The sequence below is a fragment of the Pseudoalteromonas sp. MT33b genome, from assembly GCF_014117385.1.
GTDB lineage: Bacteria > Pseudomonadota > Gammaproteobacteria > Enterobacterales > Alteromonadaceae > Pseudoalteromonas > Pseudoalteromonas lipolytica.
Genome location: NZ_CP059831.1, coordinates 815,975 through 839,290 on the forward strand (window position 1 = coordinate 815,975; position 23,316 = coordinate 839,290).

Here is a 23,316-nt window from a genome sequence, read left to right on the forward strand (position 1 = left end):
AATAATATATTCCATTAAGGTTTGAGTTAGGATAATAAATGAGTGCAAATTACGCATTACTCGATTGGTTAGTATTCGCAAGTTATGGCGCAATTTTATTGCTCAGTGGCTGGTGGTTTAATCGCAAACGTGCCAACTCAAGCCAAGATTTTTTCTTGGGTGGAAATAGCATGCCGACCTGGATGGTGGCTATCTCTGTTTTGGCGACGTCGCAATCTGCGGCAACCTTTATTGGTGGCCCTGATCAAGGTTATCAAGGTGATTTTTCTTATATCGCAACAAATATAGGGGCGTTTATTGCGGCATTTGTGGTGTCGGCATTTTTAATTCCTAAGTTTTACCAACAAAAAGTGTACACAGTGTATGAGCTGTTAGAAAAGCGTATAGGCCCAAAAGCTAAACGCCGTAGCGGTTTAATGTATTTATTTGGTCGTGTGTTTGCCAGTGGTGCGCGTCTTTATATGGCAGCCATCGCGGTGGCTATGATTTTATATGGCAATATACATGCCGACAGTGTGGTGATAGCGACCTTAGTACTGGCGCTGGCGGGGTTACTTTATACCTTTTTAGGCGGGATCCGCAGCGTTATCTATTCTGATGTTTTACAGAGTGTTGTTTATGTTAGTGCAGCGATCGCGGTTATTTGGTGTTTGCTGAATATTATTCCTGCCGATTTCTCGACCATTATAGCCACCTTAAATGAACCCGCTCCTGGTGCTGACTCGAAACTTGCTTTGTTTAAGTTTGATTTAGACTTTACGCCATCGGGGGTATTCAATATGGCCTCTGTATTAACCGGGTTTGTATTGTTAAATATTGCAGCATTTGGCCTTGATCAAGACATGACACAGCGTTTATTAACCTGTAAGAGTCCAAAAGAAGGCAGTAAGGCATTATTGCTATCGGTGCTGATGGTAATACCGGTTATGGCTATTTTTATCTTCATTGGCATGCTGCTTTATATTGTTTATCAGCAACCAACACTTATGAATAATCAGGCTGGAGAGGCGGTTGTACAAGAGTTTAATGGCGAAAAAATTACTATTTTTATGTATTACGTATTAAATGAAGTACCTGCAGGAATTAAAGGCTTGGTTAGTGTGGGCATAATCGCTGCGGCGATATCAACATTAAATTCGGGGCTGAGCTCAATGTCATCAGTGATAGTGCAAGATTTATATCGCCCGTATCTAGAAAAAGCCAATAAACACGTGAGTGACCACCACTTTGTTAAAGCTGGTAGAGTGGGGATGGCAGTAGTTAGTTTAGCGTTGGCGTTGATGGCAATACTTTGCTATTTCTGGCAGCAATACAGTGATATGCCGTTATTAAAGTTTGCCTTAAGCGTTATGGTGTTTTCGTACAGCGGTTTATTGGGTGTTTATTTCACAACGTTATTTACAAAACGCGGCAGTGAAGGTTCTGTGCTCGCTGCATTAATTGTTGGTTTTGTTGTTACGCTATTAATGCAACCCTATATGATTGATTGGTTATTGCCTGAGTCGATGCGCTTTTATTTAGGTTTTACTTGGCAGTTATGTATTGGCACCTTGTTATCAACATTAGTGTGTTGTGTTGGCAAACCCAAAGCAAGTAATGAGGCATTTGCATAAATGACAGTGCGTTATGTTCTAGCCATTGATGGTGGCGGTACTAAAGTTTTAGCTGAACTGACAGAGCAATCCTCACAATTGACGTTTCGCTCACAAGGCGGGCCCGCGTCTATTTCGAATGATCTTGATTTAGCAGTTGAGAATATTGTGAAGGTTGTTCGAGACGTTTGCGAACAAAGTGGTGCAAAGGCCAGTGATATCGTTGCTGTAATGGGCCTCGCCGGAGGTGCATCAACCACATTAGCTGAGCAAGTTAAAGTAATGCTCAAGCTAATTTACGAGATTGAGTTTGCAAGTCTTCGCATAGAGAGTGATGCCATTACATCGCTTTATGGTGCAAATTTGGGGGAACCTTGTGTTGTTGTTGCCCTTGGTACAGGTGCTGTCGGTGCGCGTTTACAATCAAACAACCAAGCTAAATTAGTCGGTGGTTGGGGTTTTACTGTGGATGACTTTGGTGGCGGCGCGCGTATTGGTCTAATGGCTGTACAGTATTTATTAAACGATATAGATTGTTACGATTTACCAAAAAGCCGATTAACGATTCGCTTGAGTGAGCAGCTAGGATGCACTCGTCAAGCAATTAGTCATTGGCTTAAACAAGCCAAACCCGCGGATTATGCACGTTTTAGTCCGCTTGTGTTTAGCTTACAAAACGAATGTAAAGTAGCCAATAAGGTATTAACTGAGCACACGACGTCAGTGGTTGAGTTAATTAATAAAAGTCGCGGTACATCGCCGTTACCCGTAATTTTAATTGGGGGGCTTGCTAAGGTGAGCCAAGACTTATTGCCACTTACATTGCAAAACGAATTATCTCCTTGTAAAGGGGATTCATTAACTGGTGCCGCTATACTAGCGGTAAAGCATTACCATGACATTATTGAAAAAGGACAACGTAATGAGCCCTGAGCACGTCTTTAAGCATCAAAGTGAGTTACTTGAAGAATTAAACGGTATTGTCTCTGAAGGACAAAACCCTGACACTTTGGATATCGATCTGCTCAGCACCACTGAGATCCTCACAAAAATCAATAATGAAGATCACAAGGTTGCAGCAGCCGTTAAGCTGGTTATCCCGCAAATAAGCTTAGCAGTAGATCATATTGTTGAAGCATTTCAACAAGGTGGCAGACTTATTTATATAGGCGCAGGCACTAGCGGCCGTTTAGGTATTCTTGATGCTGTTGAGTGTGCCCCGACCTACAGTGTGAGCGAACAGCAGGTTTTAGGCATTATTGCTGGCGGTGACACCGCGTTTAAAAAAGCTGTTGAGGGTGCCGAAGATAGCACCACACTTGGTGTGGAAGATTTAAAAAATGCGAACCTTACAGGAAAAGATATCGTTGTGGGTATCGCTGCCAGTGGACGTACTCCATACGTGTGTGCTGCAATTGAGTATGCTAAGTCGTTAGGGTGTGTCACGGTGGGCATTACGTGTAACCCTGATTCAGCGGTGATGCGTTTACCGCAAATTGGTATTTGCCCTGTGGTAGGGGCAGAAGCTGTTACAGGCTCAACACGAATGAAGTCGGGTACGGCACAAAAGCTTGTACTTAATATGTTAAGCACTGCCAGTATGATCCGCACCGGTAAAGTGTATAAAAACCTGATGGTTGATGTAAATGCAAGTAACGAAAAGCTCCATGCACGTGCTATTCGTATAGTGATGCAGGCAACTAGTTGCTCACAGCAGCAAGCTGTCGATGCTTTAAAGCAAGCCGAGCAAAGTGCCAAATTAGCTATTTTGATTGTATTAACGGGTAAGCCTGCAGATGAGGCAAAACAGCTGCTTTGCCAAGCGAATGGGTTTTTACGTAAAGCGGTGGAGGAATAATGCGTTTTTTAGCCATTTTAATTGTGAGCTGTTTAGCATTACTTGGTTGTAAGGAAACGCCAGTTAATGTGCCAGAAAAAGCACAACCATTACAAGTGGGGGCTGTTAACTATCAAGCCTATGTGCCAGAACTTAAAGGCAAGCGCGTTGGTTTAGTTGTCAATCAAACGTCAGAAATTAATGGTCAACATTTAGTCGACTTTTTACTCGAAAAAGGGGTTGTGGTGCGTAAAATATTTGCCCCGGAACATGGTTTTCGAGGCGATCATGATGCGGGTGCCCATGTAAAAAGTACTGTAGATGCCAAAACGGGTATCGATGTTGTTTCTATATACGGCAGCAATAAAAAACCGAACCCAGAAGCACTGGCTGATCTGGATGTTATTATTTTTGATATCCAAGATGTCGGTGTGCGCTTTTATACATACATCAGTTCAATGCATTATATGATGGAAGCGGCTGCTGAGAACGGTAAAGCATTTATTGTCCTTGATAGACCCAATCCGAACATTGCTTATGTCGATGGGCCAATTTTAGATCCCAAATTCCGTTCGTTCGTGGGGATGCATGAAATTCCCGTTTTACATGGTATGACGGTTGCTGAGCTTGCACAGATGATTAAAGGCGAAGGGTGGATCAATAACGCAGCTGAACTTCAGCTATCAGTGGTACCGGTGGCGAATTATAAGCGCACCATTACTTACGACTTGCCAGTAAAACCAAGCCCTAATTTGCCAAATGCTCAATCTATTCAGCTTTATCCATCATTATGCTTCTTTGAAGCGACACCCATAACCATTGGTCGTGGAACTGATTTTCCGTTCCAAGTCGTCGGCTATTCACCTGTAAAACTAGGAGAGTTTAGTTTTACGCCACGTGCGATTAAAGGGGCATCAATGAACCCTAAATTCAAAGACGTTGAGGTTTTTGGTCAAGATTTACGTGATTCAAACATGCATGGCTTAGATTTAAGTTTATTTATTGCTGCTTATCAACAACTAACCGATTCACAGCAGTTATTTTTTGAACGTGCTGAGTTTATGGATAAGTTAGCGGGCACAGATAAGCTTCGTTTAGCGATTGAGGCGGGACAAACCGAGCAACAAATAAAACAGAGTTGGCAAACTGAGCTTGCGGCATTTAAACGTAAGCGACAGCCCTATTTACTGTATCAATAACAAAACATATTTCAAAAAGAGGCACTTGCCTCTTTTTTTATTATCACTTTTTGACGGCTGTGGTAAATTTAGGCCCTGAATAATTAAAAGGATGTATTATGAAGGTCTATTTTTGTGCGGCAGTATTTGCCTTACTCTCTGGCTGCTCACAGGCCCCTAGCAAGGCTGCACGTATACTTGACTTAAGCGCCGATAAAAGCGCTGCAGATCGAGCTATGGGCATTAAAACGCGTAACTAAACCTAGCTATCCTAAAGTGGCACAGATGACCAAAAAAGCGGGCAGTGCACGCTTCATTATTACGATTGATCAACACGGGAATAGCAAAGATATTACCTTTCTAGAAAGTTTCCCCGCAGGCATGTTTATTAGTGAATCGCGTGAAGCACTTAGTGACTGGCACTGGCAAGCAACATCAAAAAACAGCCAGCAACACGCTATTAAATGTACGGTACAGATTGATTATTTTATGAAGCAGGCCATTAATTTAGATGAAGCAAGAACGTTTTGTACAATTTAGATTAAAAGGGATGAAAAAGGGCCGCATATGCGGCCCCCAACAGGATTGATTGGTTTAAAACTTAATCAGAACTTAAAGTTAAATGACAGTTGTACACGTCGAGGACTGTAGTAATTTCTATATTCCCCAAACGTTTCTGACGATACATATGGGTTATTATTATAACCTGTTTGACGGTCAAATATGTTGAAGATATCAGCGCGGAACTGTAATTCCATATCACCTGAGAACGTAAAGTCTTGCGTGTAGTTTAAGTCAAGTTGCCAATGGCTTGGGCTGCGGCGGCTACCAGCAGGTTCACCGTAACGCGTGGTGCCATTTGAGTAGCCATAAATTGAACCATCCCATGCTTCCCAAGGTTTACCCGACTGGAATATAAAGTACGCACCGATATTCGCTTCCCACGGCACCGTATAGTAACCATAAACTTTTAGTTTATGCGGTTTATCACCAGATAATGTGCCATATTTATTATCCCAAGGGTAACGACCACGCCCATCACCATAGTTTGATGAACCAATGAAAGTATTGGCATCTGTGGTTGCAGTCGTATTATCTTGGTCGAAATTACCGTAGTAATGGCTCCACACATAAGAAGCATTGATATAGCTGTTTTCACCTAGGTATTCAGCTTCGATGCTGGCTTCCCAGTATTTCGTTTCGCCGCCATCAACCTCAGCGATTACATACGATGAACCACCGATTTCATCGCGAATATCGGCAAGGTTTTCAACATATAAGCCTTTATCTGCGATATGTTGTGGCACACCTTCGGCATCAACCCCTGAGTAGTCTGTTAAGCGTGCATTGTTAGGCATATCTTCCCAGAAGTGGGATGCTTTACGGTGGCGGACATGGGCACGTAATACTAAATCAGAGCCCACATATTTTGTTGTGCCAAGTGTAAATTCTTTTATTTGGCGCGGTTTCAAGTTATCAGCGAATACTTTACCTGATGAACCTTGGCGTGGTTCTGCGTAAATTACATTACCTGCTTCATCAAACTCAACTTCAATTTCAGCACGGGTATTACGATCCCAAGAAGCTGCACGGGCCAATGAGCTCGCTTCAGGGTTATACATTGAAAAGTTTGCAAAGACTGAGTCTTGTTCTGCATAATTCCAATTAACACCTAAACGTGGTTGAATCATATCTGACCAATCAGTTTGATACATTTTATATTTTTCACCCGGTGCTAACTCGTAACCAGAAAGTGTACCAGATGCTGATTTGAGGCCTTGGCCGTACCATGTATCGCGGCTTACTAATACACCTAAGTTATAAGTCCAATCACCTACTTCTATTGTGTCATTAATTTCGAAGTTAAGCGTTTCCATTTCTGAATTGATAGCTGAAACTGCATCTTCACCTGCGACTAAACTCATTTGTTGTACGCGAGCACGATAAATAACCGGTGCTGAGCTGCCTTCTTCTAGGCTTTCATCTAAGCCACCAACGTAAGAAATTGCTCCCCAACCATTAGAAAGTCGAGCCAGTACTTCTTTACCTTCTTTCCATTCACCACCAACATGTAGAGTATGGTAGGTATCACCCCAGCTAAATTCATGCTCTAGGTTTAGTTCAAAGCTGTCGCGGTAAAAATCGATGTTATCGTATTGGTAATAAGCACCAACCCCCCCGCCACCAAGCATCTCGCCATTTTCAGAGTAACCATACTGCGCAATCAATGGCATGGCCCCAGCATTAAAGGCTGCTATTTGCTCTGCAGTGTAATTATCATCGGCATCTAATAGGCTTGGTACGTTAAAGTAACCCATTTGATCTAAGTTACTTAAATCAAGTTGGCTTGTTAGTGACGGTACAACTGATAATGCGTTATCCGGTGTTGTGCCTGACTCTAACTCAAATTTACTGTATTGGAATGACAGCGTTGTGGCATCTCCAACTATCCAAGAGCCATCTAAGGTAAAGATATCTTGGTCTGCTCGATCACCAGCAGACACACTATCTGTTTCGAATGCCCCAATTGAGCGACCTTCAATTGTTTTTTCTGAGGTACGTTGTGAAATATTAATTAAAATATCGTCGGTCGGTGCCCATGTAAGCTTACCAAAGTATTCGTCACGGACACTTTTATAGTCTTTTACAGCGCCATATGCCGTATCTTTATTAGATCGCGTTTCTTCAGGGCGATAATACGAGGTATAAAAGTACAGTGTATCTTCAATCAGCGGTCCACCTAAGCTCGCAGTTAGCCAGCTTTTATCCATTTCATAGCTTTCTTCACCTGTTGGAGTCGCTACTAGGCTCTTAGGTTGAACTTTATATTCAACGTTACCGTGAAATTCATCAGTGCCAGATTTTGATACTGTATTGATTGAGAAGCCACCTGAGCGGTTAAAGCCTACCGCTTTAGCACCACCTCGGTCCATGGTGACATACGCCACGTCATGGGTCGAAGGCTCTGACGCTAAATTACCAAACATAGGCAGAGATACGTCAACACCATCAAAACCGTATGAGTTATCAACCCCCGAACCACCTGCCGATGGACCCAATGTTGCATTCTCAGAAAGTTCAACACCAGGCACGAGTTTTAACAGGTCGCGGTAGTCTTGACCCACTGGCACGTTGTTGATTGCCTCTTCGCCTAGTGAGTTGGTCAGAGCTGACTTACCCTGACGGTATAATTTACTACCAGTAATGGTGATGACCTCAACATTTTCATTTGCGCCACCGAAGGTAACGTTTAGGCTCGATGTTTGCTCAAGCAAAACATCAACGGTCATCGTTTGAGTGACCCCGTTTTTATCGGTGAAAGTGAGTTCATAAGTCCCCGGTTTTAGTTGGGGTAAGTCGTAGCTTCCGTCTTCACGAGTCACAACAGTGCGTGGTTTCGGCATTACGTTACTTTTTGCCGTTACCGTGATCCCCGCCAGAGACTGCTGTGCCTCTGGTGTTGATACTTTACCCTTGATTCCACCGGTTAAATTAGCAAAGGCTGGTGCGCTGGCTAAAGCCGCGGCCATTACAACACCTGTTAGAGCTGTTTTCTTTGCGCGAAGTGCATTATGTGTCGCTTTAGCTATGGAGCTTATTACGAGTGAGGATGCATGTTGTTTCATTGTTTCCCGTCCTTATATTTATATGCTTTGTTGGACTGCTTACCCAATTGAGACTTATGAACTTTAAAATTATGTTGCCTATACATTAAACAGCTGTTAGAAGAATCGGTCAAGAATATTTTTTTGTTACTTGCGTTTGTTTGTGGAATAAAATATATTACCTTTATTGGGTAAGTGTTTGTGTTCATTTGCTTTTAAGAGCATACGGAATGTGAAGGGGCTTTTTTGTAAGAAATTATGAACGCTTTATTTTTTATTAGCTTATAAAAATCAATACATAACAAGAAAGGTGAGGTGCAAATTTAGTTGCTAAATAAAAGCATAAAAAAAGCAGCTTTCGCTGCTTTTTTAGGTTTATAGTCTGTATTTAAAAATTAGTTATTCTTAAATTCGCCTACAACTTCATTAGAATGTTCTAGTAATTTTCTGCCTTGTCGACTCGATTGAGTCAGTGCAATGAACAGAATATCAATGACAAAATCTTGTGCAGTTCGGGCTAAAATTGATGACAGCCTTACTGATTCACCTTCAGCAACAGAGTAGAGTTTTACATCTGCTGAGTCTGCGACGGGGCTACTACCAAACTTAGTGACTGAGATCACTGCGCTGTCGTTTTTCTTAGCTTGTTTAACGACCTCAGCAATTTCACGGGTCATCCCCGATTCACTAATCGCAATAACCAAGTCACCTTTTGAAAACGTAGCAACGTAGGCAAGTTGGGCGTGGCCGTCTGGTTCAGCGATAGCTGGCATTCCTAGCTTTTGTAATTTATAAGAGAAATCTTTGGCAACCAGCGCCGAGCCACCTAAACCGCAAATAAGAATACGTTTAGCTGATTTTAATAATTCAACCGCTTTTTCGATTGCAGGCGCTTCGTTAAGGTTTTTGGTTTCAGTTAAAACGGCCAGTTTACTGCTGAGTAATTTTTCGGCAATTTGTTCAAGAGAGTCGTTTAAGGTAATTTTACCGTGTAACTTGGGCTCGCTGCTTTCATCGTTTAGTGCATCGATAACGGCTAGCTTAAAAGCAGGAAACCCTTTATAACCTAATTTTTGTGAAAACTTAACCACGCTTGATTGGCTTACACCAACCACTTTTGCTAATTCAACAGAGGATAAATTACGAATCGCATTGGCCGAGTTTAATGTGAAATCTGCTAGTTTGGCTTCGCTGCTCGACAAAGACTGGCGTAAGGCTTTAATTTTTACAAAAGTAGACATTCGGGCTCACTTTGTTAGTTAACTTATTCTTTGTGTAATACAAACTTTTCAATCGAGAATATTAAGCGCCAAGACGCAAAATTAAGTATAAACGACGAATTATTTTTGTTTTACTCGAATTAACTTTGGAATATTTTTCTTAATTTAGATGGAATAATATAGTTTTATTCCATAATAGATACAACATTATTTGTTGAGATAGCACCATTTTTAGTGAGGTAGCGATAATGTATGCTTTTTATTCTTAGATCTTAAAATAAAATATTTTACATGTTAAGTGGGTGTTGCTACTGTATTGCAGTGAATCGTCAATGCTTAAAACTTCAGGTATGAAACTGTTATGAGTTTTCCCTCTTTAAAAACATTACTTAAACAGCTGTGTTATCTCAGTGGCGCTGCGCTTTTAGTCAGTTGTGCCAGTAATCAATATACGTTTACCCAGTCAGCTAACTACAGTCATCGCGTTAAGTTTTTAGTGATGCACTACACCGCGATTGATTACGAAAAGTCGATGCGAGCTTTAGTGGATGAAGGGGGCTTAAGCTCACATTACTTATTACCGGAGTCGGGCGATTCAAGTTATCCGCACGATAAATTAGAAATTATTCAACTTGTTGATGAGAACGATCGCGCGTGGCATGCTGGACGAAGTTACTGGCAAGGACGTGAAGATTTAAACGATCACTCCATTGGCATTGAAATAGTAAATGTGCCTACATGTCATATTCCTGAGCATAGTTCGCCTGCAATGCAAAATGATGCAAGCAAGCTGTGTATTTATCCTGATTATGATGCCAAGCAAATTGAATTATTAATTACCTTAAGCAAAGATATTCTTAAACGCAATCCAGATATTGGGCCAACTCAAATTGTCGGGCATTCAGACATTGCGCCAAGTCGTAAAAATGATCCTGGTCCGCGTTTTCCTTGGTATCAATTATATAAAGCGGGTATTGGCGCGTGGTACGACAGCGAAACGGTCGATAAGTATTGGCAGTTATTTAGTGCATCGAAACCTTCGACAGAGTTAATGCAAAAAGCCATGCGCAGCTACGGTTACGAGGTGATTGCAACGGGGCAACTTGATTCACAAACATTAGATGCGTTGAGCGCCTTTCAAATGCATTTTTTACCTTGGCATGTTAGCGGTAATAACGATGCCAGAAGTGCAGCTGTACTGTTTGCTTTATTAGAAAAGTATTTTCCTAAAAAGAGCGAGAGACTGTTTAAAGAGTATCAGCAACAGCAACTGGCAACGGAGCCTGAGACGACGGTGCTTGCGAATGCACAAGTTGTCGTACGTATTCCATCGCTCGACCCTAGTAGCCGTGAGTTAGTAAATAACCGAGGCACGTTTCAAGCGTATAAGGGACGTGGTGAAATAATCATTGAAAACCACGATGCCCGCAGTGCTGATATTTATATTAATGGTGAAAAAATTAATATCGCATCACCATTAACAGCTGAAAAAGTATATCAATACAGCTTAGCGAAACGCACTCATAACGGTATTAACACCTTTAAAGTTGACAATGTTCAACCAGAGGGGGCGAGCTTAACATTGCGGTTTCCTTACCCAACGTTGATTAAAAGCACACATAAAGACCGTTTTAAGGCTGTTGATGAGCTGATAAATAAAGAAGTCGCTGCAGGATTTCCTGGCGCTGTGCTTGGCGTTATTAAAGAGGGTGAGTTAATTAAATTAAGCCACTATGGCGCCGCTAAAAAGTACCATGCAGATGGCACGTTGCTCGCATCGCCTGAAGCGATGAAAAACGATACCTTATTCGACATTGCCTCGAATTCAAAAATGTTTGCTACTAACTTTGCGTTAATGAAACTTGCAAGCGAAGGTAAGTTAGATGTAGAAAAACCATTATTTTATTACCTGCCAGAATTTAGAGGCAGCGGTCGAGAGCAGCGTTTAGTAAAGGATTTGCTCACGCATAGCGCAGGTTACCCTGCAGTGGTTGATTTTCACCGTAAAGATAATAAATTTGGCGAACGGTTTTTCTCGCAAAACAGTTTACGTACCAAAAATTTACTGCTTACAGGAGTGCCTTTTGTGGCGGGGCGTAATGTAAAGCACCTCTATTCAGATATTGATTACATGTTGCTAGGCGTATTGATTGAGCGCATTAGCGGTATGCCTCTCGACAGCTATGTCGAAAGCCAACTCTATCAGCCGCTAGGGTTAACACACACAGTGTACAACCCTTTGCAAAAGGGATTTTTAGCGTCGCAGATTGCTGCAACTGAAATAAATGGCAACACCCGTGGCGGGCGTATTGAGTTTGACAATATTCGTACCGATGTATTGCAAGGTGAAGTACATGACGAAAAAGCCTTTTATGCTTTAGGGGGCGTAGCAGGGCATGCAGGCCTCTTTAGTTCGGCTGGCGATATAATGGTATTGATGCAGGTGCTGCTTAACGGCGGTGGCTACGACAATAAACAGTTATTTACCCCACAAGTACTCGCGCAATTTACTCAGCCTCAAGCCAGCGACGAAACCTATGGCTTAGGCTGGCGAAGAGCAGGGCACCAAGCACGCACATGGCATTTTGGCCCGTATGCCAGCCCAAGAGCCTATGGTCATACTGGCTGGACCGGCACCGTTACTGTGATTGACCCCGAGTATGACCTTGCCATCGTGTTACTTACCAATGCCCGTCACACACCTATTGAGGGCAACGATAAAAATTATGAATTTGTTGGAAAGCGTTTTGAAACAGGTAAGTATGGTTCAATTATCTCACTGATTTATGAGAGTATATTAAATCACTAGTCGATTTAAGTTGAGTTTAGCGGCAAAGCCATTAAGCTTAGCGAGTTTTTGCATAATAAAAATAAAATATTGGTCTTAATTTAAAAGGGTTTTTATGTCTTGGTATTCAATTTTACCACCCTTGATTGCTATCTTAATTGTGTTTTGGCGCAAAGAAGTGATCATGGCTTTATTGGTCGCCGTTGCGTCGTCTGAGTTTTTGCTAGCCCTCAATGGTGAAGGCAATAGCGTGTTTTACACTTTTATCAATACCATTGAACGGGTAATCGAAGTCGCGAGCTCAGCGGGTAACAGCCGTATTCTTATTTTTAGTATTTTGATTGGTGCACTGCTTGCCTATATTCGTGAATCTGGCGGTGTGGCAGCAACCGTAAACCTATTAATGAACAAAGGTGTTGCTAAGAGTAAGCGCCAAGTGGGTTATTTAACCATGTTCTCGGGCATTGCGGTGTTTATTGAATCGAACTTGAGCGTATTAACTTCGGGTATTTTATCGCGTGGTTTATTTGATAAATTTAAAATGAGCCGGGCGCGTCTTGCCTATATTATTGATAGTACTAGTGCACCCGTGTGTATTTTAATTTTACTTAACGGCTGGGGTGCGTATGTGCTTGGCCTACTTGGTAACTACGAGATGGAAGAGTCTGCTGTTTCGGTACTGTGGGGCAGTATTGGTTATAATTTTTATGCGATTATCACCTTGCTCATCGTGTTTTATACCATTACTTTCGACAAAGTACATGGGCCATTAAAACAAGCCGAAGAGAACTTTGAGCAGCAAGAAACCGAATTAGCAGAAGAAGTTAAAGGCTCAAAAGCGCGTTACATGCTTATTCCACTTATTACCTTAATTGGCAGCATGGTTGGCTTTATGTTCTGGACTGGCGATGGCGATATTGCTAGTGGCAGTGGCTCAAAATCAGTGTTGTATGCAACTATTTTAGCCTGTGTAGTCGCTTACTTTTTAATGATTAGCTCTCGTGATTTTACTCACCATAAGCTTGTTGATATTGGCTTTAAAGGCATGGGTGAATTATTACCGCTGGTTGCAATTGTCTTGTTATCACTCACACTTGGTGCGAGCTTAAAAGACTTAGGCACCGGTGTATTTGTAGCGGGGCTTGTGGGTGATTTCTTACCTATTTACCTTGTTGTGCCAGTGCTATTTTTAACCGGAGCGGTTATTTCATTCACTACGGGCACCTCGTGGGGCACATTTGCCATTCTTATTCCAATTGGTGTGCCGCTTATTCAAGCGCTAGGTTTACCGCCTTCACTGGTTATTGCTGCCATTCTAGGTGGCGGTGTGTTTGGCGATCACTGCTCGCCAATTTCAGATACCAGTGCGGTATCGGCGATTGCCTCTGGGTGTGACTTATTAACCCACGTTAAAACTCAAATGCCTTACGCCTTATTCGGCGGCGCATTAACCTTTATCGCTTATTTGGTAACCAGTATTTTGGTTTTGTAACTTTAAGCCCTTAAGCAAACAATAAAAAACCACAGAGAAATCTGTGGTTTTTTATTGTCCGTACCTCGTATTTCTAGGCTCGCTTCTCAAATCTCGATAGCCAGCACGTTCAAATCTGATATCTGACGACTGAAAACTAGCTTCTTCGAGGTGACAGCTTAAGGCTTGGAGCTAGGCTTTAGGCACAACTTTATAAATACCTACACCATCAACCCCAAGGTATAAATCTCCATTTGGATGGGTCGCAATACTGCGCACTCTGCCAACACCCTCAAATACTTTGCTGTGGCCAGTGACTTTATTACCATCGAGTTTAACAAGCACAAGGTGAGCAAACTTCATTGAGCCCACGGCTATTTGCCCTTGCCACTGCGGGTATTTATCGCTATTTATAAACGCCATACCAGAGGGCGCAATTGAAGGTACCCAGTACCAATCAGGTTGCTCCATGCCTTCGCGGCTTGTTTCATCAGTGATTTTTGTACCAATGTAGTTAATGCCGTAGGTGATCTCAGGCCAACCATAATTAGCCCCAGCTTTAATAATATTAATTTCATCTCCCCCTCGAGGGCCATGTTCATGACTCCAAATTACCCCAGTTTCTGGGTGCATAGCCATACCTTGAGGATTACGGTGACCATATGAGTAAATGCTTTTACGCGCGCTTTTATGGTTATAAAAAGGGTTTGATTCAGGAATAGAGCCATCACTGTTGATACGGTGAATTTTACCCGCATCGTAATCAAGGCTTTGTGGGTGAACATCTCTGTCGCCACGGTCGCCAATCGAAAAATACAAATAACCGTCTTTATCAAACTCAATACGCGAACCATAGTGTTTAGTTGTTGTGGTATTTGGTTCACCATTAAATAAGAGTTGCTGGTCTACAAGCGTCATGTCCTTTAAACGTGCACGCATTATTGAGGTGTTATAGCCTTCATCATCACCTTCATAACCTGAGTAAGAAAGGTAAATCCAGCCATTGTCGGCAAAATTTGGGTCGAGCTCTATATCAAGTAATCCCCCTTGGCCTTCTGCGTGAAGCTTAGGAGTTCCTTTGATTATTTGTTTATCAAGCTGACCATCGCGGATCAGCCTTAACTCACCACGCCTATCAGTCACTAATAAATCACGCTCGTTTAGCCACGCCATACCCCAAGGGATCTGAATCCCTTTACTCACTAATTCAAGCTCATACTTATTGGCACTGGCATCTAACGGAATTGTTTGCTCTGGCTGCGCACATGCCTGCAAGCTGGTTAAACTGATAGAAGCGACGACGAGGCTGCTAAATAAAGACTTTTTCATGGTTACTCCAAATTATTAAGCACAATACTATTAGCCTAGCTTGTTCGTAGGTAAATTGTTATTAACTTTCAGTAAAGTGCGACTATTGGTAGAAAAAGCGGGATAGAACAAAAGCGGTTGTAAGTTAGCCGTAGGCGTGAAATTTACTTCGCGCGAAAAATGAAATGTATGAATGTAGTTGGCTTTTTAATCTCGAATATTAGGCATTACAGTCATGAAAAAACCTGCCAAGTTGATTAACTCGAACCTTCGTCCCTAGATAGCTTTGTTTTAAGTTTACTGGTAGCTTAGAGATATCAGTTACTTAAATGGATTTAATCTACGTATGAAATCAGAAAAGTTTTTCAAATGGGTGTGGAATATTAATGGCCTTGTGTTACTTATTGGCTTAATTATCACAATATTGGTTGTTGGCTATAATCTTGCGAGCTTTTTGTTTAAATCTAATACTCAAATGGATCATCAGGCGCTCAATTTAGCTGAAGATGAAAAGCAGCAAGAAAAGTGGAAGTTAGGGTACCCACGAAAAGTCGCTGATAGCGATTATTATTACATCCCGTTAGAGTCAGAAAAAAGATCGGTTGATATAAAACCTGAATCAGCAGTTTACGAAAGCTTTGGTAGCGGCAGCTACAAATATAATCCCACGCGCTCAAAGAATATCTTATTTATTAATGACAAAACCAATCAAGCAAAGTGGCTATTTAACACAACTGATCAGTTAATCATAGAGTTTGGTGCTTTAAGCAATTACAAAGAGTTTGATACTCGAGCCTACATGGAGCAACAAGTCGATACTCCTCGTGGGGTCTCTTATGAGGTTATCAAAAACGATAGCAATAATGATAAACGGCTTGATGGCAAAGATAAGCGCACCTTTGCGCTTAGCAAGATTGATGGCTCAAACTACACCGAAGTCATTTCAGGTTACAACCGCATTGTAGAGTCTAATCTCAACGCCGAAGGCAATCTATTTGTGGTATTCATCAACAACAACGAAGTTTATTCGATGTTGATAGATCTAGATACATTCAAAGTGATTAGTAAGAGTATGCTGCCGAAGGTCGGGGCATGACCCAAAAATTAATGCTATTTAAAATAATTTGATATTTGGATACATGGTATGGAAAGAAAGGAAAGCGAAGTAATAAGTGAAGACTATGATAAAGAGCTAACTTTATGGAAAAGTCGTTTTAAGATTTCTTTTTATGCTACTCCAATAATAACTATAGTATTTTTCTTATTACAAGCACTATTCACTAGTGAACAGCTATCTACAGATTTTAAACTAATTGAAAACTGGGTTGGCTTTTCTAGTACCTTCAAGTTACCTATAGGTGTCTTTACTTCTATGGTTGCTATTACCTCATTAATAGGGATGTATTTCAGAAGCATTCAAGTTTCACATCAGCTAAATAAAATAGAAAAGCAGTTAGATATTTCTCAACAGCAATTTAATTTGGCCAATAAGAAAGAAAATTTTGTTCTGTTCATAGAACATAGGAAAGCACTGTCTGAGTTAGTAAAATTAGAGCTAAAAGAGCAAGTTTCTTATCAGAGCAACATTCTTCAAAGTAGAGATTTTAAATCAGCTTTATGTATTGATAGTCAAAAGCTATATAAAAAATTATTTCCAGAAAATAGCCCCGAAGAAATGGTTTGCTTTGATTTATGGGTGCCTAAAAGTAAAGAGATCATAAATATTGAAGTATTGAGTGAAAAACTATATTCACTAAGTAACCTCGATTTATTAAAAGTTAATTTAATATCTTTGTACTCTTTCTACGAAATGTTTTTAGATTTTGGCGTTGTGTTTCAAATAAACTCTTATGGCTCATGCCAGAACAAAGGAGGGATTGAAATTGCGTATTTTTTCATTGATTTTTCTATTATAATCAATGTATTGTCTAAATTGGGTCTAATTGAAGAAACTGATACTCAAAGACTTAGAGGAAAAATTATAAGCATAGCACTTGATATTAATGACTCTCTTATTCCGGAGTAGTTGTTATTCAATCTAAATATCTCGGCGTTAAATCGCCTCTTAGGCTCGAAAAATTGGCTTAAGCTTTTTATGCTTCACATTTCATGGCTTCATGCGTTAATTGTTTAAGTGCGATGATTTGCCCTTGTTGATTTTGGTCAAGGGCCAACAGGTCGCCTTGGTGAATGTGGGTATCGAGTGTGCCGTGTTTTTGTAGCTCTTCAAGTAGTGACTGTTTTATTTGTACGAGTATATTTTGCTCGCAGTCTGCGATATACCAATCGTTATCAACACTGACTAAGCGGCCAGTGAAGCGGGTACGGGTTTGATGAGCTGCAAGGGCGTGTTGGTAGTCAGCATCTAGGGTCTGTTTTTGTTGTTTTAGGTTGCTGACATAGCCGCCTTTTGCGTCAAGTTCATGAACTTCAAGCCAGTGGTAATCTGATAAATCTACAGCATATACGTCAGTCAGTTCGCGGTTATTGTATTGCAACATAATAAAGCCCAAAATGGCCAGCGCAGCAAAAACACCTGTCATTTGAAGTCCTAAAAAGCGTTGCTGTTTTGAGCGAGCTTGTTGTGGCTTTTGCATTTGCGTCAGCTGCTCAGGGCTTAAAGTATGCTGTGCTTTGCGTTTTTGATAATGCGCTTTTAAATCGGCATCAAATTGCTCGTCGTTACGCTTCATGATTGCCTCCAAGTTGTTGTTTTAGGTTTTGACGGGCGTATCGCAGCCGAGTTTTTATGGTCTCATGGTTGCTTTGTGTAATGGCAACAATGTCATCGAGGCTAAAGCCTTCTTGCTGCAGGGTCAGTGCTTCTCGCTGCACAAAGCTAAGCGCCATTAGTGCTTTATCAAATGCGTCATAATCGTAGTGATAACTTGCATCGTGTGGCTCAGACACTAGCTGGTTGTCTTCTAGTTCAACAAATTTTTGTTGTTTTCGAAACTCATCAATTAGCACGTTACGCGCTAAACGAAATAGCCACGCTTTTGGGTTGTTTTGCGCGTGATAAAAGTCACGTTTATCAATGACTTTTAACCAGGTTTGCTGGCAAATATCGAATGCTAAATCTTTATCACTTTGTGTTACTAGGTAGTGATAAAGGTCGTTACCGTATTGAGCAACAAGTTGGTTGAGATAACGGTTGTCGCCTGTTTTGGCATACAGCGCCAAACAATCGCTGTTTGGCGTGTCAAATAACCATGTCTTGATGCTCATTAGCATAGGCCGTTATCCATCTATTTTAAAATCAAGTTGAACGCTTTGGTTTGTTTGTAATTGTGCCACACCTTCAACTACTTTGGGGCGGTATTTCCAACGTTTTATAGCGCGAATAGCTTCTCGATCAAATACTCGTTTTGGCTCAGCGTCAATAATGACTGGGTCGATAACTTCGCCGGTGGGTGAAATGCTGAAACTAATTTGCACCCATCCTTCAATACCATCACGTGCAGCAACAGGGGGATACTTAGGGTTAATACGCACGATAGGGGTCGCATCACCGGTTGGTTGATTAATTGCTTTACTGAGTGAGTCGCCAATATCATCAAATGTCATAGTAGGTGTTGCATCGGAAATGATTATTGTATCTGGGTTTTCAGCAGCTGGCCGCGGGGGCGTTTTCGGTGGCACCTGAGTAACGGGGGGTGGCGGCAAAGTTTGCTTTACTTGCACTTTTGAGTCTTCGGGCACTTGGTAAATTTCAACGGTAATATCGGGGCCCATTTTTATATCTGCGCGTTGCTCTGCTGAAATTAGGTATTGCATAAAGGCAAATGCAGCAAAGGTCATTACCCCGCCACCTATAATTGCGACGATTGTCTTTAAAGCGCCATTGCTGTTATTCAAGCTTGCTGAGTTTAGTGGTAAAGTATGCATAGCCGTTCCTTTTTGGATAATTGCTTTCATAGCTAAAACGGCTGGCAAATAAAAAAGGGGTGAAACTATTTTCACTTTTTATTTTTTCACTTTAATTAGTGTGATTCTTTAGGTAGTTATGAAACTCATTCAAATAGATAAAGCCCGTTACCGTAAGCATTTAAACCACGTTATTGTAGCGTGTGTTATTGCTTTAGCCGTTGGTAGTTTAGCCATTTCACAAACCTTGATTGCGTTATTCCCAGACCCAAGTGGGAGTCATTTTCACTGGAATCTATTGGGGGTTGTTGTGTGCAGTTTACTGGTGGGCTTTGTACTCAATAAATACCGCAACCATGATTATATGACCGAGATTGTGTATGTGTGGGAGCTTAAAAAAGCGCTGAATAAGATTACCCGTAAAATGCCAAAGCTAAAAGCGGCTGGGCGTGAGGGCAATGCCGATGCTTTATTAGCGATTCATTACAGCTATGCTGGCTCGCGTTTGTTATGGCAGCTCGACGACAACACCATCACTATGGATGAGCTGGCAATTAAACAAGCTGAGCTTGATAGTGTCGCCGAGAAATATAATTTAAGCCTGGATGCCGAGCGTTATGATGAGGCTATTTTAAAGAACTTTTAAGGACGAGTAATGAAGAAGGTTTTGGTTGTATGTTTGGGTAATATTTGCCGCTCACCAACTGCTGAAGCGGTGCTCAGAAGTCGTGCAAAGACGCTTAATGTTAATGTAAAAGTCGACTCAGCAGGCACGATTGGCTATCACCAAGGTAATCCACCTGATTCACGTTCAAAAGCAGCAGGCGAAAAACGAGGCTACAGCTTTAAAGGGATTTATTCGCGCCCGGTTACGCAGGCTGATTTTTATGAGTTTGATTTTATTTTAGCGGCTGACAAGCAAAACCTTGCTGATTTACACGCGCAATGCCCTGAGCATTTGCAATATAAATTGTCGTTATTTTTAAGCCATGGTGATGCGGGCGAGCAAGAAATTCCCGATCCTTATTATGGTGGCGATCAAGGTTTTGAAAAGGTCGCACTGCGACCTTTTAGTTTATTTTGATTAGTTTATTTTAAAGTCGAGCTGAACTTGGGTTGTTGATGCAACGGCATGCCCATCTTCAAATTTTGGGGCATAACGCCACTTTTTCATTGCTTTTATAGCTTCTACTTCGAATGCTTTACCGCCTTTAGACTCAAGTACGGCAACGTTATCTACAAAGCCTGTGGGAGTCACTTCGAACTCCATAATAACAGAACCACTTTGTCTAAGCTGTGCCTTTGACATGGGGTACTTAGGATGCACGCGATACAAGGGCTCTTGCTCTTGGTTGTCTTTCCACGGCACCATTTTTGCGATAGCAATACAGTGTTTGGTTGCTTCATCGCTTTTACCTATTTTTTCGTATAAATGAACTAGCTTAGAGTGGGCGTCCAGTTCGGCTTTGTGATCAAAACTGAGTGCGTCATCAAATACTTTAACAACATGGTTAAGACGCTCAATTGCGTAGTCATAATCGTGCCTGCTTTGAGCAAAAGCAGCGGCTAAAAAGTCTGCTTGAATACGCTCTAGCGAGTTACTTGGCACATTATCTTTGTAATATTCATCGGCTTCTTCTAGGTAACGTTTAGCTGTTAAGTAACGTTCACCACTGTTTTTAAGGGCCAAAATACGCGCTGCATTGAGCTTACTGTCGGCAACCAGTTTGTCATTCTTTTGTTGCTCAGCAATACTAATTAAGTCGCTTAAGTAAGCACTTGCTTTTCTTGCTGATTGAGTCGATTCAGCCATGCCGAGCAGTGCATCATAGACTTCGGTACTGTGTTCACCATGTCTTTTTTCTAAAATAGTGTATGCCGTTTTGTATAACTCGTATTGTTTTTCGTGCTGGTACGTGGCAAGGCTATTTGCGTAGTTAATGGCTAAATTCGCTGTATTATCGGTGTTTTCGCCATACACTTTTTGACCGAGTTGATAGGCTTTTTGCGCAAGTTCGGTAGTGTCTTGTTGGTTTTCAAGTGCAGCTAAATAGGCGCGGTAAGTTTCATTAAACTCACTGTTTATATCTTGATTAGCTAAACAAGGCTGGCTTAATAGTATGCCTAAACATATGGCTAAAGAGGCTTTTTTCATAATAATCCTTATTATATTTCGCAAGTTAGCTTTTAAATAAACCACAAACGAGGGTTACTCATATTTATTAGTCGAGATTAGCAAAAGGTATTATAAATGTCACTTAATTGGGTAATTTCTAGTTAAAAATGCGGAGGAAGTGTTGATGAATACGGCTGTAAAATTAAGCTTGAAAGATGTGCAAAGCTCGTATCTTCGTCTGGTTTGAGTGTATAATACTTGAATTGCTGGTAACTGCCTCAATATTAGTTATCACTCGTCGTATGTTGCATTCTTACAACCTCAAACTGTTGTAATCACATTTGCAGTATTGCATTTATTTTTTTAATTTGGATTTGTCGTGGCGCAAGTAAGAGCAAGAGTCCAGCTAAATGTTGGCAAAAACAGTGATATCCCTGCAGAAATCGTCTCGTTTAGTGGTTTAAATGATGGCCAAGAGCATATTGCTTTAGTATTTAATCAAGCCGACACCGAGCAAGACATCCCCTTAATTCGTATGCATTCAGAGTGCTTAACGGGTGATGTATTTCATTCTTCGCGTTGTGACTGTGGTGAGCAGTTAAATGAGTGCATTGAAATGATGCATGAGCAAGGTGGAATTTTATTATATTTACGCCAAGAAGGGCGTGGCATAGGTTTATACAATAAGATTGATGCTTATGTATTGCAATCGCAAGGTATGAATACTTACGAAGCGAATAACCACCTTGGTTTTGCCGATGATTTGCGTGATTTCTCTGACGCCGTTTTAATGCTCGAGGCACTTAATCAAAAGCATGTTAAGTTAATGACTAACAACCCAAATAAGCTCAAAGCTCTGCGTGATGCTGGCATTGAAGTTGATTCAGTTGTCGGCACGCATGCACACATTAAAGCAGGTGTTGTTGGTAATCGCGCTTACTTAGAAACAAAAATCAAACATGGTTCACACATGCTTGATATCAAAAAAATTAAAAAGCCTGAATAATTTTCACAGCAGGTGACTATAAACAAATAGCGCACCCAGTTATACTCGGTGCGTTTTGTCGTTATTGAATGAGAAGCTATGTCGATCGAAGTGCGTATTTTTAAAGCCGATGCAGGCGTAAAATGGTTTAAAGCAGGTTGGGAAATCTTTAAGCTGCAACCGTTTACGTTTATTTTAATGCACCTATTAATAGGTGTGATTGGTTTCTTATCGTTAGTGTTACCCCTGCTGCAAGTTGTCGGTGCATTTGTTGCCCCATTTTTAATGGCGGGCTTTTATCAAGCGGTGCTAACTAAACAACAAGGTGGCACGATTAGTCAGGCAGATATCTTTAAACCGTTTACCAATAAAGGGAATCGTATTGGTTTAGTGCGAGTTGCTGTGTATCAAATGGCGGCGGGCATTTTATTAGCGGTGTTATCTAATTTTATCTTTGCAGATGCCTATGCGGTTATTTCAAGTCAAACGTTCGACCCACAAAACCAAACACACATAGCGGATTTACTGGCAACCATTTCTATGGGGCAAGTGGCCGTTTTTTTACTGGCAATCTGTGTATATTTAACGGCGTTTGCTTATGCAGTCCCCTTGGTTTATTTTCAAAAGCAAACCAACATGTTCCAGGTATTAAAAACCTCGTTCATGGTGTTTTATCATAATATGGCTCCGTTAGGTGTTTACGGTTTGATTTGTGCTGTATTAATGCTGATCTGTATACCTTTATCGTTTATTCCACTATTGGTTTTAATGCCAATTTGTTACATTAGCTTCTTCGTGTCTTTTCAGGCTATTTTTATGCCAGTTGTGCCAAAAAGTGATGACCAACCAAAGACACCAGAAACATCGTCACAATCAGGACGCTTTGACGCGTAATGGATGATAAAGAAAAAAAGTTAAAAAATTACGTACTTTGGTTACTTTCACGACAAGATTACTCGCGTCGTGATTTAACTCGAAAGCTACAACAAAAAGAAGCGACGCCCGAGTTTACAGAGCGTTTGTTAGATTGGTGTGAGTCACACAACTTTATTAACGAGCAGCGCTACTGCGAAGGGTTTGTACGCCGCCATTTAGCGAAGTATCATGGGGCTAAACGCATCCAAAGCGAAGCAATGGCAAAAGGGATAGATCGGGCTTTGTTAGACAAGACGCTCGAAGAGTTCGAAATCGATTGGTTTGAGCTCGCACAGGACGCATATTTAAAAAAGTTTTCAAATTCACGTAAAGAACTCGATCAGAAAGAAAAAGCGAAACGTGTACGCTACTTGATGTATCGAGGCTTTAATTACGAACAAATTGATTTTGCAATGCAAGCACAGCAATAAACG

22 protein-coding genes are annotated in these 23,316 nt (G+C 41.2%); 15 read left to right on the forward strand and 7 right to left on the reverse strand.

Annotated elements, in window-relative coordinates; genetic code table 11:
• Positions 1-38 precede the first annotated feature (38 nt).
• The 6 genes from H3302_RS03825 to H3302_RS03850 all read left to right on the forward strand — a co-directional run bounded on the left by H3302_RS03825 (position 39) and on the right by H3302_RS03850 (position 5,147).
• A complete protein-coding gene (locus H3302_RS03825; protein ID WP_065978428.1) occupies positions 39-1,613 on the forward strand; it encodes a sodium:solute symporter in 1,575 nt (524 codons plus the stop codon).
• Positions 1,614-2,525 (forward strand): BadF/BadG/BcrA/BcrD ATPase family protein, encoded by a 912-nt coding sequence (locus tag H3302_RS03830; protein ID WP_051501818.1) that lies wholly within the window; start codon positions 1,614-1,616, stop codon positions 2,523-2,525.
• Positions 2,515-3,450: an N-acetylmuramic acid 6-phosphate etherase gene (gene murQ / locus H3302_RS03835; protein ID WP_036970545.1), complete on the forward strand. Its 936-nt coding sequence runs from the start codon at positions 2,515-2,517 to the stop codon at positions 3,448-3,450. Before H3302_RS03830 ends, murQ begins: the two co-directional genes overlap by 11 nt.
• On the forward strand, positions 3,450-4,628 hold the full coding sequence (locus H3302_RS03840) for an exo-beta-N-acetylmuramidase NamZ domain-containing protein (protein WP_036970543.1): 1,179 nt from the start codon (positions 3,450-3,452) through the stop codon (positions 4,626-4,628). Before murQ ends, H3302_RS03840 begins: the two co-directional genes overlap by 1 nt.
• Positions 4,629-4,726: 98 nt before the next feature.
• Positions 4,727-4,867 (forward strand): hypothetical protein, encoded by a 141-nt coding sequence (locus H3302_RS03845; RefSeq protein WP_182396161.1) that lies wholly within the window; start codon positions 4,727-4,729, stop codon positions 4,865-4,867.
• Positions 4,868-4,892: 25 nt separating this feature from the next.
• Complete coding sequence (locus tag H3302_RS03850; protein WP_182396162.1) at positions 4,893-5,147, forward strand: energy transducer TonB; 255 nt, start codon at positions 4,893-4,895, stop codon at positions 5,145-5,147.
• A 65-nt stretch (positions 5,148-5,212) separates the two neighbouring features.
• Here H3302_RS03850 and H3302_RS03855 read toward each other — a convergent pair whose 3' ends face one another.
• Together H3302_RS03855 and H3302_RS03860 are read right to left on the reverse strand one after the other, a co-directional pair.
• A complete protein-coding gene (locus H3302_RS03855) occupies positions 5,213-8,233 on the reverse strand; it encodes a TonB-dependent receptor (protein ID WP_182396163.1) in 3,021 nt (1,006 codons plus the stop codon).
• Positions 8,234-8,607: 374 nt separating this feature from the next.
• Entirely contained in the window at positions 8,608-9,453 is an 846-nt protein-coding gene (locus H3302_RS03860; protein ID WP_036970537.1) for a MurR/RpiR family transcriptional regulator, read from the reverse strand.
• A 340-nt stretch (positions 9,454-9,793) separates the two neighbouring features.
• Here H3302_RS03860 and pbp4b point away from each other — a divergent pair, with 340 nt between their 5' ends.
• Entirely contained in the window at positions 9,794-12,241 is a 2,448-nt protein-coding gene (gene pbp4b, locus H3302_RS03865) for a penicillin binding protein PBP4B (RefSeq protein ID WP_182396164.1), read from the forward strand.
• Between the two features lie 94 nt (positions 12,242-12,335).
• The gene (locus tag H3302_RS03870) at positions 12,336-13,712 is read left to right on the forward strand and encodes a Na+/H+ antiporter NhaC family protein (RefSeq protein ID WP_036970533.1); all 1,377 of its coding nucleotides are present in this window, start codon (positions 12,336-12,338) and stop codon (positions 13,710-13,712) included.
• A gap of 171 nt (positions 13,713-13,883) precedes the next feature.
• Here the strand turns inward: H3302_RS03870 and H3302_RS03875 are convergent, their stop codons facing one another.
• Positions 13,884-15,020, reverse strand: coding sequence for a PQQ-dependent sugar dehydrogenase (locus H3302_RS03875; RefSeq protein ID WP_036970531.1), 1,137 nt, complete (start codon positions 15,018-15,020; stop codon positions 13,884-13,886).
• 325 nt (positions 15,021-15,345) lie between these two features.
• Here H3302_RS03875 and H3302_RS03880 point away from each other — a divergent pair, with 325 nt between their 5' ends.
• Both H3302_RS03880 and H3302_RS03885 read left to right on the forward strand, forming a co-directional pair.
• Entirely contained in the window at positions 15,346-16,095 is a 750-nt protein-coding gene (locus H3302_RS03880; protein WP_075593833.1) for a hypothetical protein, read from the forward strand.
• 48 nt (positions 16,096-16,143) lie between these two features.
• A complete protein-coding gene (locus H3302_RS03885; protein ID WP_182396165.1) occupies positions 16,144-17,025 on the forward strand; it encodes a hypothetical protein in 882 nt (293 codons plus the stop codon).
• Positions 17,026-17,092: 67 nt separating this feature from the next.
• Here the strand turns inward: H3302_RS03885 and H3302_RS03890 are convergent, their stop codons facing one another.
• From H3302_RS03890 to H3302_RS03900, 3 genes are read right to left on the reverse strand one after another with little or no spacing between them, the layout of a single operon-like run.
• The gene (locus H3302_RS03890) at positions 17,093-17,692 is read right to left on the reverse strand and encodes a hypothetical protein (RefSeq protein WP_182396166.1); all 600 of its coding nucleotides are present in this window, start codon (positions 17,690-17,692) and stop codon (positions 17,093-17,095) included.
• Positions 17,682-18,233, reverse strand: coding sequence for an RNA polymerase sigma factor (locus H3302_RS03895; RefSeq protein WP_065978423.1), 552 nt, complete (start codon positions 18,231-18,233; stop codon positions 17,682-17,684). Before H3302_RS03895 ends, H3302_RS03890 begins: the two co-directional genes overlap by 11 nt.
• Positions 18,234-18,239: 6 nt before the next feature.
• Positions 18,240-18,887, reverse strand: a complete 648-nt coding sequence (locus H3302_RS03900; protein WP_182396167.1) for an energy transducer TonB — start codon at positions 18,885-18,887, stop codon at positions 18,240-18,242.
• Between the two features lie 118 nt (positions 18,888-19,005).
• On the opposite strand from H3302_RS03900, the gene H3302_RS03905 reads away from it, so the two are divergent.
• Together H3302_RS03905 and H3302_RS03910 are read left to right on the forward strand one after the other, a co-directional pair.
• Positions 19,006-19,512 carry a DUF3087 domain-containing protein gene (locus H3302_RS03905; protein ID WP_074989455.1) on the forward strand — a complete coding sequence of 169 codons (507 nt, stop codon included), beginning with the start codon at positions 19,006-19,008 and terminating at the stop codon, positions 19,510-19,512.
• A gap of 9 nt (positions 19,513-19,521) precedes the next feature.
• A complete protein-coding gene (locus H3302_RS03910; RefSeq protein ID WP_182396168.1) occupies positions 19,522-19,950 on the forward strand; it encodes a low molecular weight protein-tyrosine-phosphatase in 429 nt (142 codons plus the stop codon).
• Here H3302_RS03910 and H3302_RS03915 read toward each other — a convergent pair whose 3' ends face one another.
• Positions 19,951-21,021: a TonB family protein gene (locus H3302_RS03915; RefSeq protein WP_182396169.1), complete on the reverse strand. Its 1,071-nt coding sequence runs from the start codon at positions 21,019-21,021 to the stop codon at positions 19,951-19,953.
• A gap of 340 nt (positions 21,022-21,361) precedes the next feature.
• Between H3302_RS03915 and ribA the strand changes: the two genes are divergently transcribed.
• The 3 genes from ribA (at position 21,362) to H3302_RS03930 (ending at position 23,313) form a co-directional block, all read left to right on the forward strand.
• Positions 21,362-21,988, forward strand: coding sequence for a GTP cyclohydrolase II (ribA, locus tag H3302_RS03920; protein ID WP_036970507.1), 627 nt, complete (start codon positions 21,362-21,364; stop codon positions 21,986-21,988).
• Between the two features lie 78 nt (positions 21,989-22,066).
• Positions 22,067-22,861, forward strand: a complete 795-nt coding sequence (locus H3302_RS03925) for a BPSS1780 family membrane protein (RefSeq protein WP_065978419.1) — start codon at positions 22,067-22,069, stop codon at positions 22,859-22,861.
• Positions 22,861-23,313, forward strand: a complete 453-nt coding sequence (locus tag H3302_RS03930) for a regulatory protein RecX (protein WP_036970503.1) — start codon at positions 22,861-22,863, stop codon at positions 23,311-23,313. The genes H3302_RS03925 and H3302_RS03930 overlap by 1 nt, the downstream gene beginning before the upstream one ends.
• The last annotated feature ends 3 nt before the right edge of the window (positions 23,314-23,316 follow it).

Coding starts and splice junctions, on each gene's coding strand:
- H3302_RS03875 (WP_036970531.1), bottom strand. CDS start 15,020: ATGAAAAAGTCTTTATTTAGCAGCCTCGTCGTCGCTTCTATCAGTTTA.
- pbp4b (WP_182396164.1), top strand. CDS start 9,794: ATGAGTTTTCCCTCTTTAAAAACATTACTTAAACAGCTGTGTTATCTC.
- H3302_RS03840 (WP_036970543.1), top strand. CDS start 3,450: ATGCGTTTTTTAGCCATTTTAATTGTGAGCTGTTTAGCATTACTTGGT.
- H3302_RS03915 (WP_182396169.1), bottom strand. CDS start 21,021: ATGAAAAAAGCCTCTTTAGCCATATGTTTAGGCATACTATTAAGCCAG.
- H3302_RS03870 (WP_036970533.1), top strand. CDS start 12,336: ATGTCTTGGTATTCAATTTTACCACCCTTGATTGCTATCTTAATTGTG.
- H3302_RS03905 (WP_074989455.1), top strand. CDS start 19,006: ATGAAACTCATTCAAATAGATAAAGCCCGTTACCGTAAGCATTTAAAC.
- H3302_RS03860 (WP_036970537.1), bottom strand. CDS start 9,453: ATGTCTACTTTTGTAAAAATTAAAGCCTTACGCCAGTCTTTGTCGAGC.
- H3302_RS03890 (WP_182396166.1), bottom strand. CDS start 17,692: ATGAAGCGTAACGACGAGCAATTTGATGCCGATTTAAAAGCGCATTAT.
- H3302_RS03895 (WP_065978423.1), bottom strand. CDS start 18,233: ATGCTAATGAGCATCAAGACATGGTTATTTGACACGCCAAACAGCGAT.
- murQ (WP_036970545.1), top strand. CDS start 2,515: ATGAGCCCTGAGCACGTCTTTAAGCATCAAAGTGAGTTACTTGAAGAA.
- H3302_RS03855 (WP_182396163.1), bottom strand. CDS start 8,233: ATGAAACAACATGCATCCTCACTCGTAATAAGCTCCATAGCTAAAGCG.
- H3302_RS03880 (WP_075593833.1), top strand. CDS start 15,346: ATGAAATCAGAAAAGTTTTTCAAATGGGTGTGGAATATTAATGGCCTT.
- H3302_RS03900 (WP_182396167.1), bottom strand. CDS start 18,887: ATGCATACTTTACCACTAAACTCAGCAAGCTTGAATAACAGCAATGGC.
- H3302_RS03845 (WP_182396161.1), top strand. CDS start 4,727: ATGAAGGTCTATTTTTGTGCGGCAGTATTTGCCTTACTCTCTGGCTGC.
- H3302_RS03830 (WP_051501818.1), top strand. CDS start 1,614: ATGACAGTGCGTTATGTTCTAGCCATTGATGGTGGCGGTACTAAAGTT.
- H3302_RS03825 (WP_065978428.1), top strand. CDS start 39: ATGAGTGCAAATTACGCATTACTCGATTGGTTAGTATTCGCAAGTTAT.
- H3302_RS03930 (WP_036970503.1), top strand. CDS start 22,861: ATGGATGATAAAGAAAAAAAGTTAAAAAATTACGTACTTTGGTTACTT.
- H3302_RS03910 (WP_182396168.1), top strand. CDS start 19,522: ATGAAGAAGGTTTTGGTTGTATGTTTGGGTAATATTTGCCGCTCACCA.
- H3302_RS03925 (WP_065978419.1), top strand. CDS start 22,067: ATGTCGATCGAAGTGCGTATTTTTAAAGCCGATGCAGGCGTAAAATGG.
- H3302_RS03850 (WP_182396162.1), top strand. CDS start 4,893: ATGACCAAAAAAGCGGGCAGTGCACGCTTCATTATTACGATTGATCAA.
- H3302_RS03885 (WP_182396165.1), top strand. CDS start 16,144: ATGGAAAGAAAGGAAAGCGAAGTAATAAGTGAAGACTATGATAAAGAG.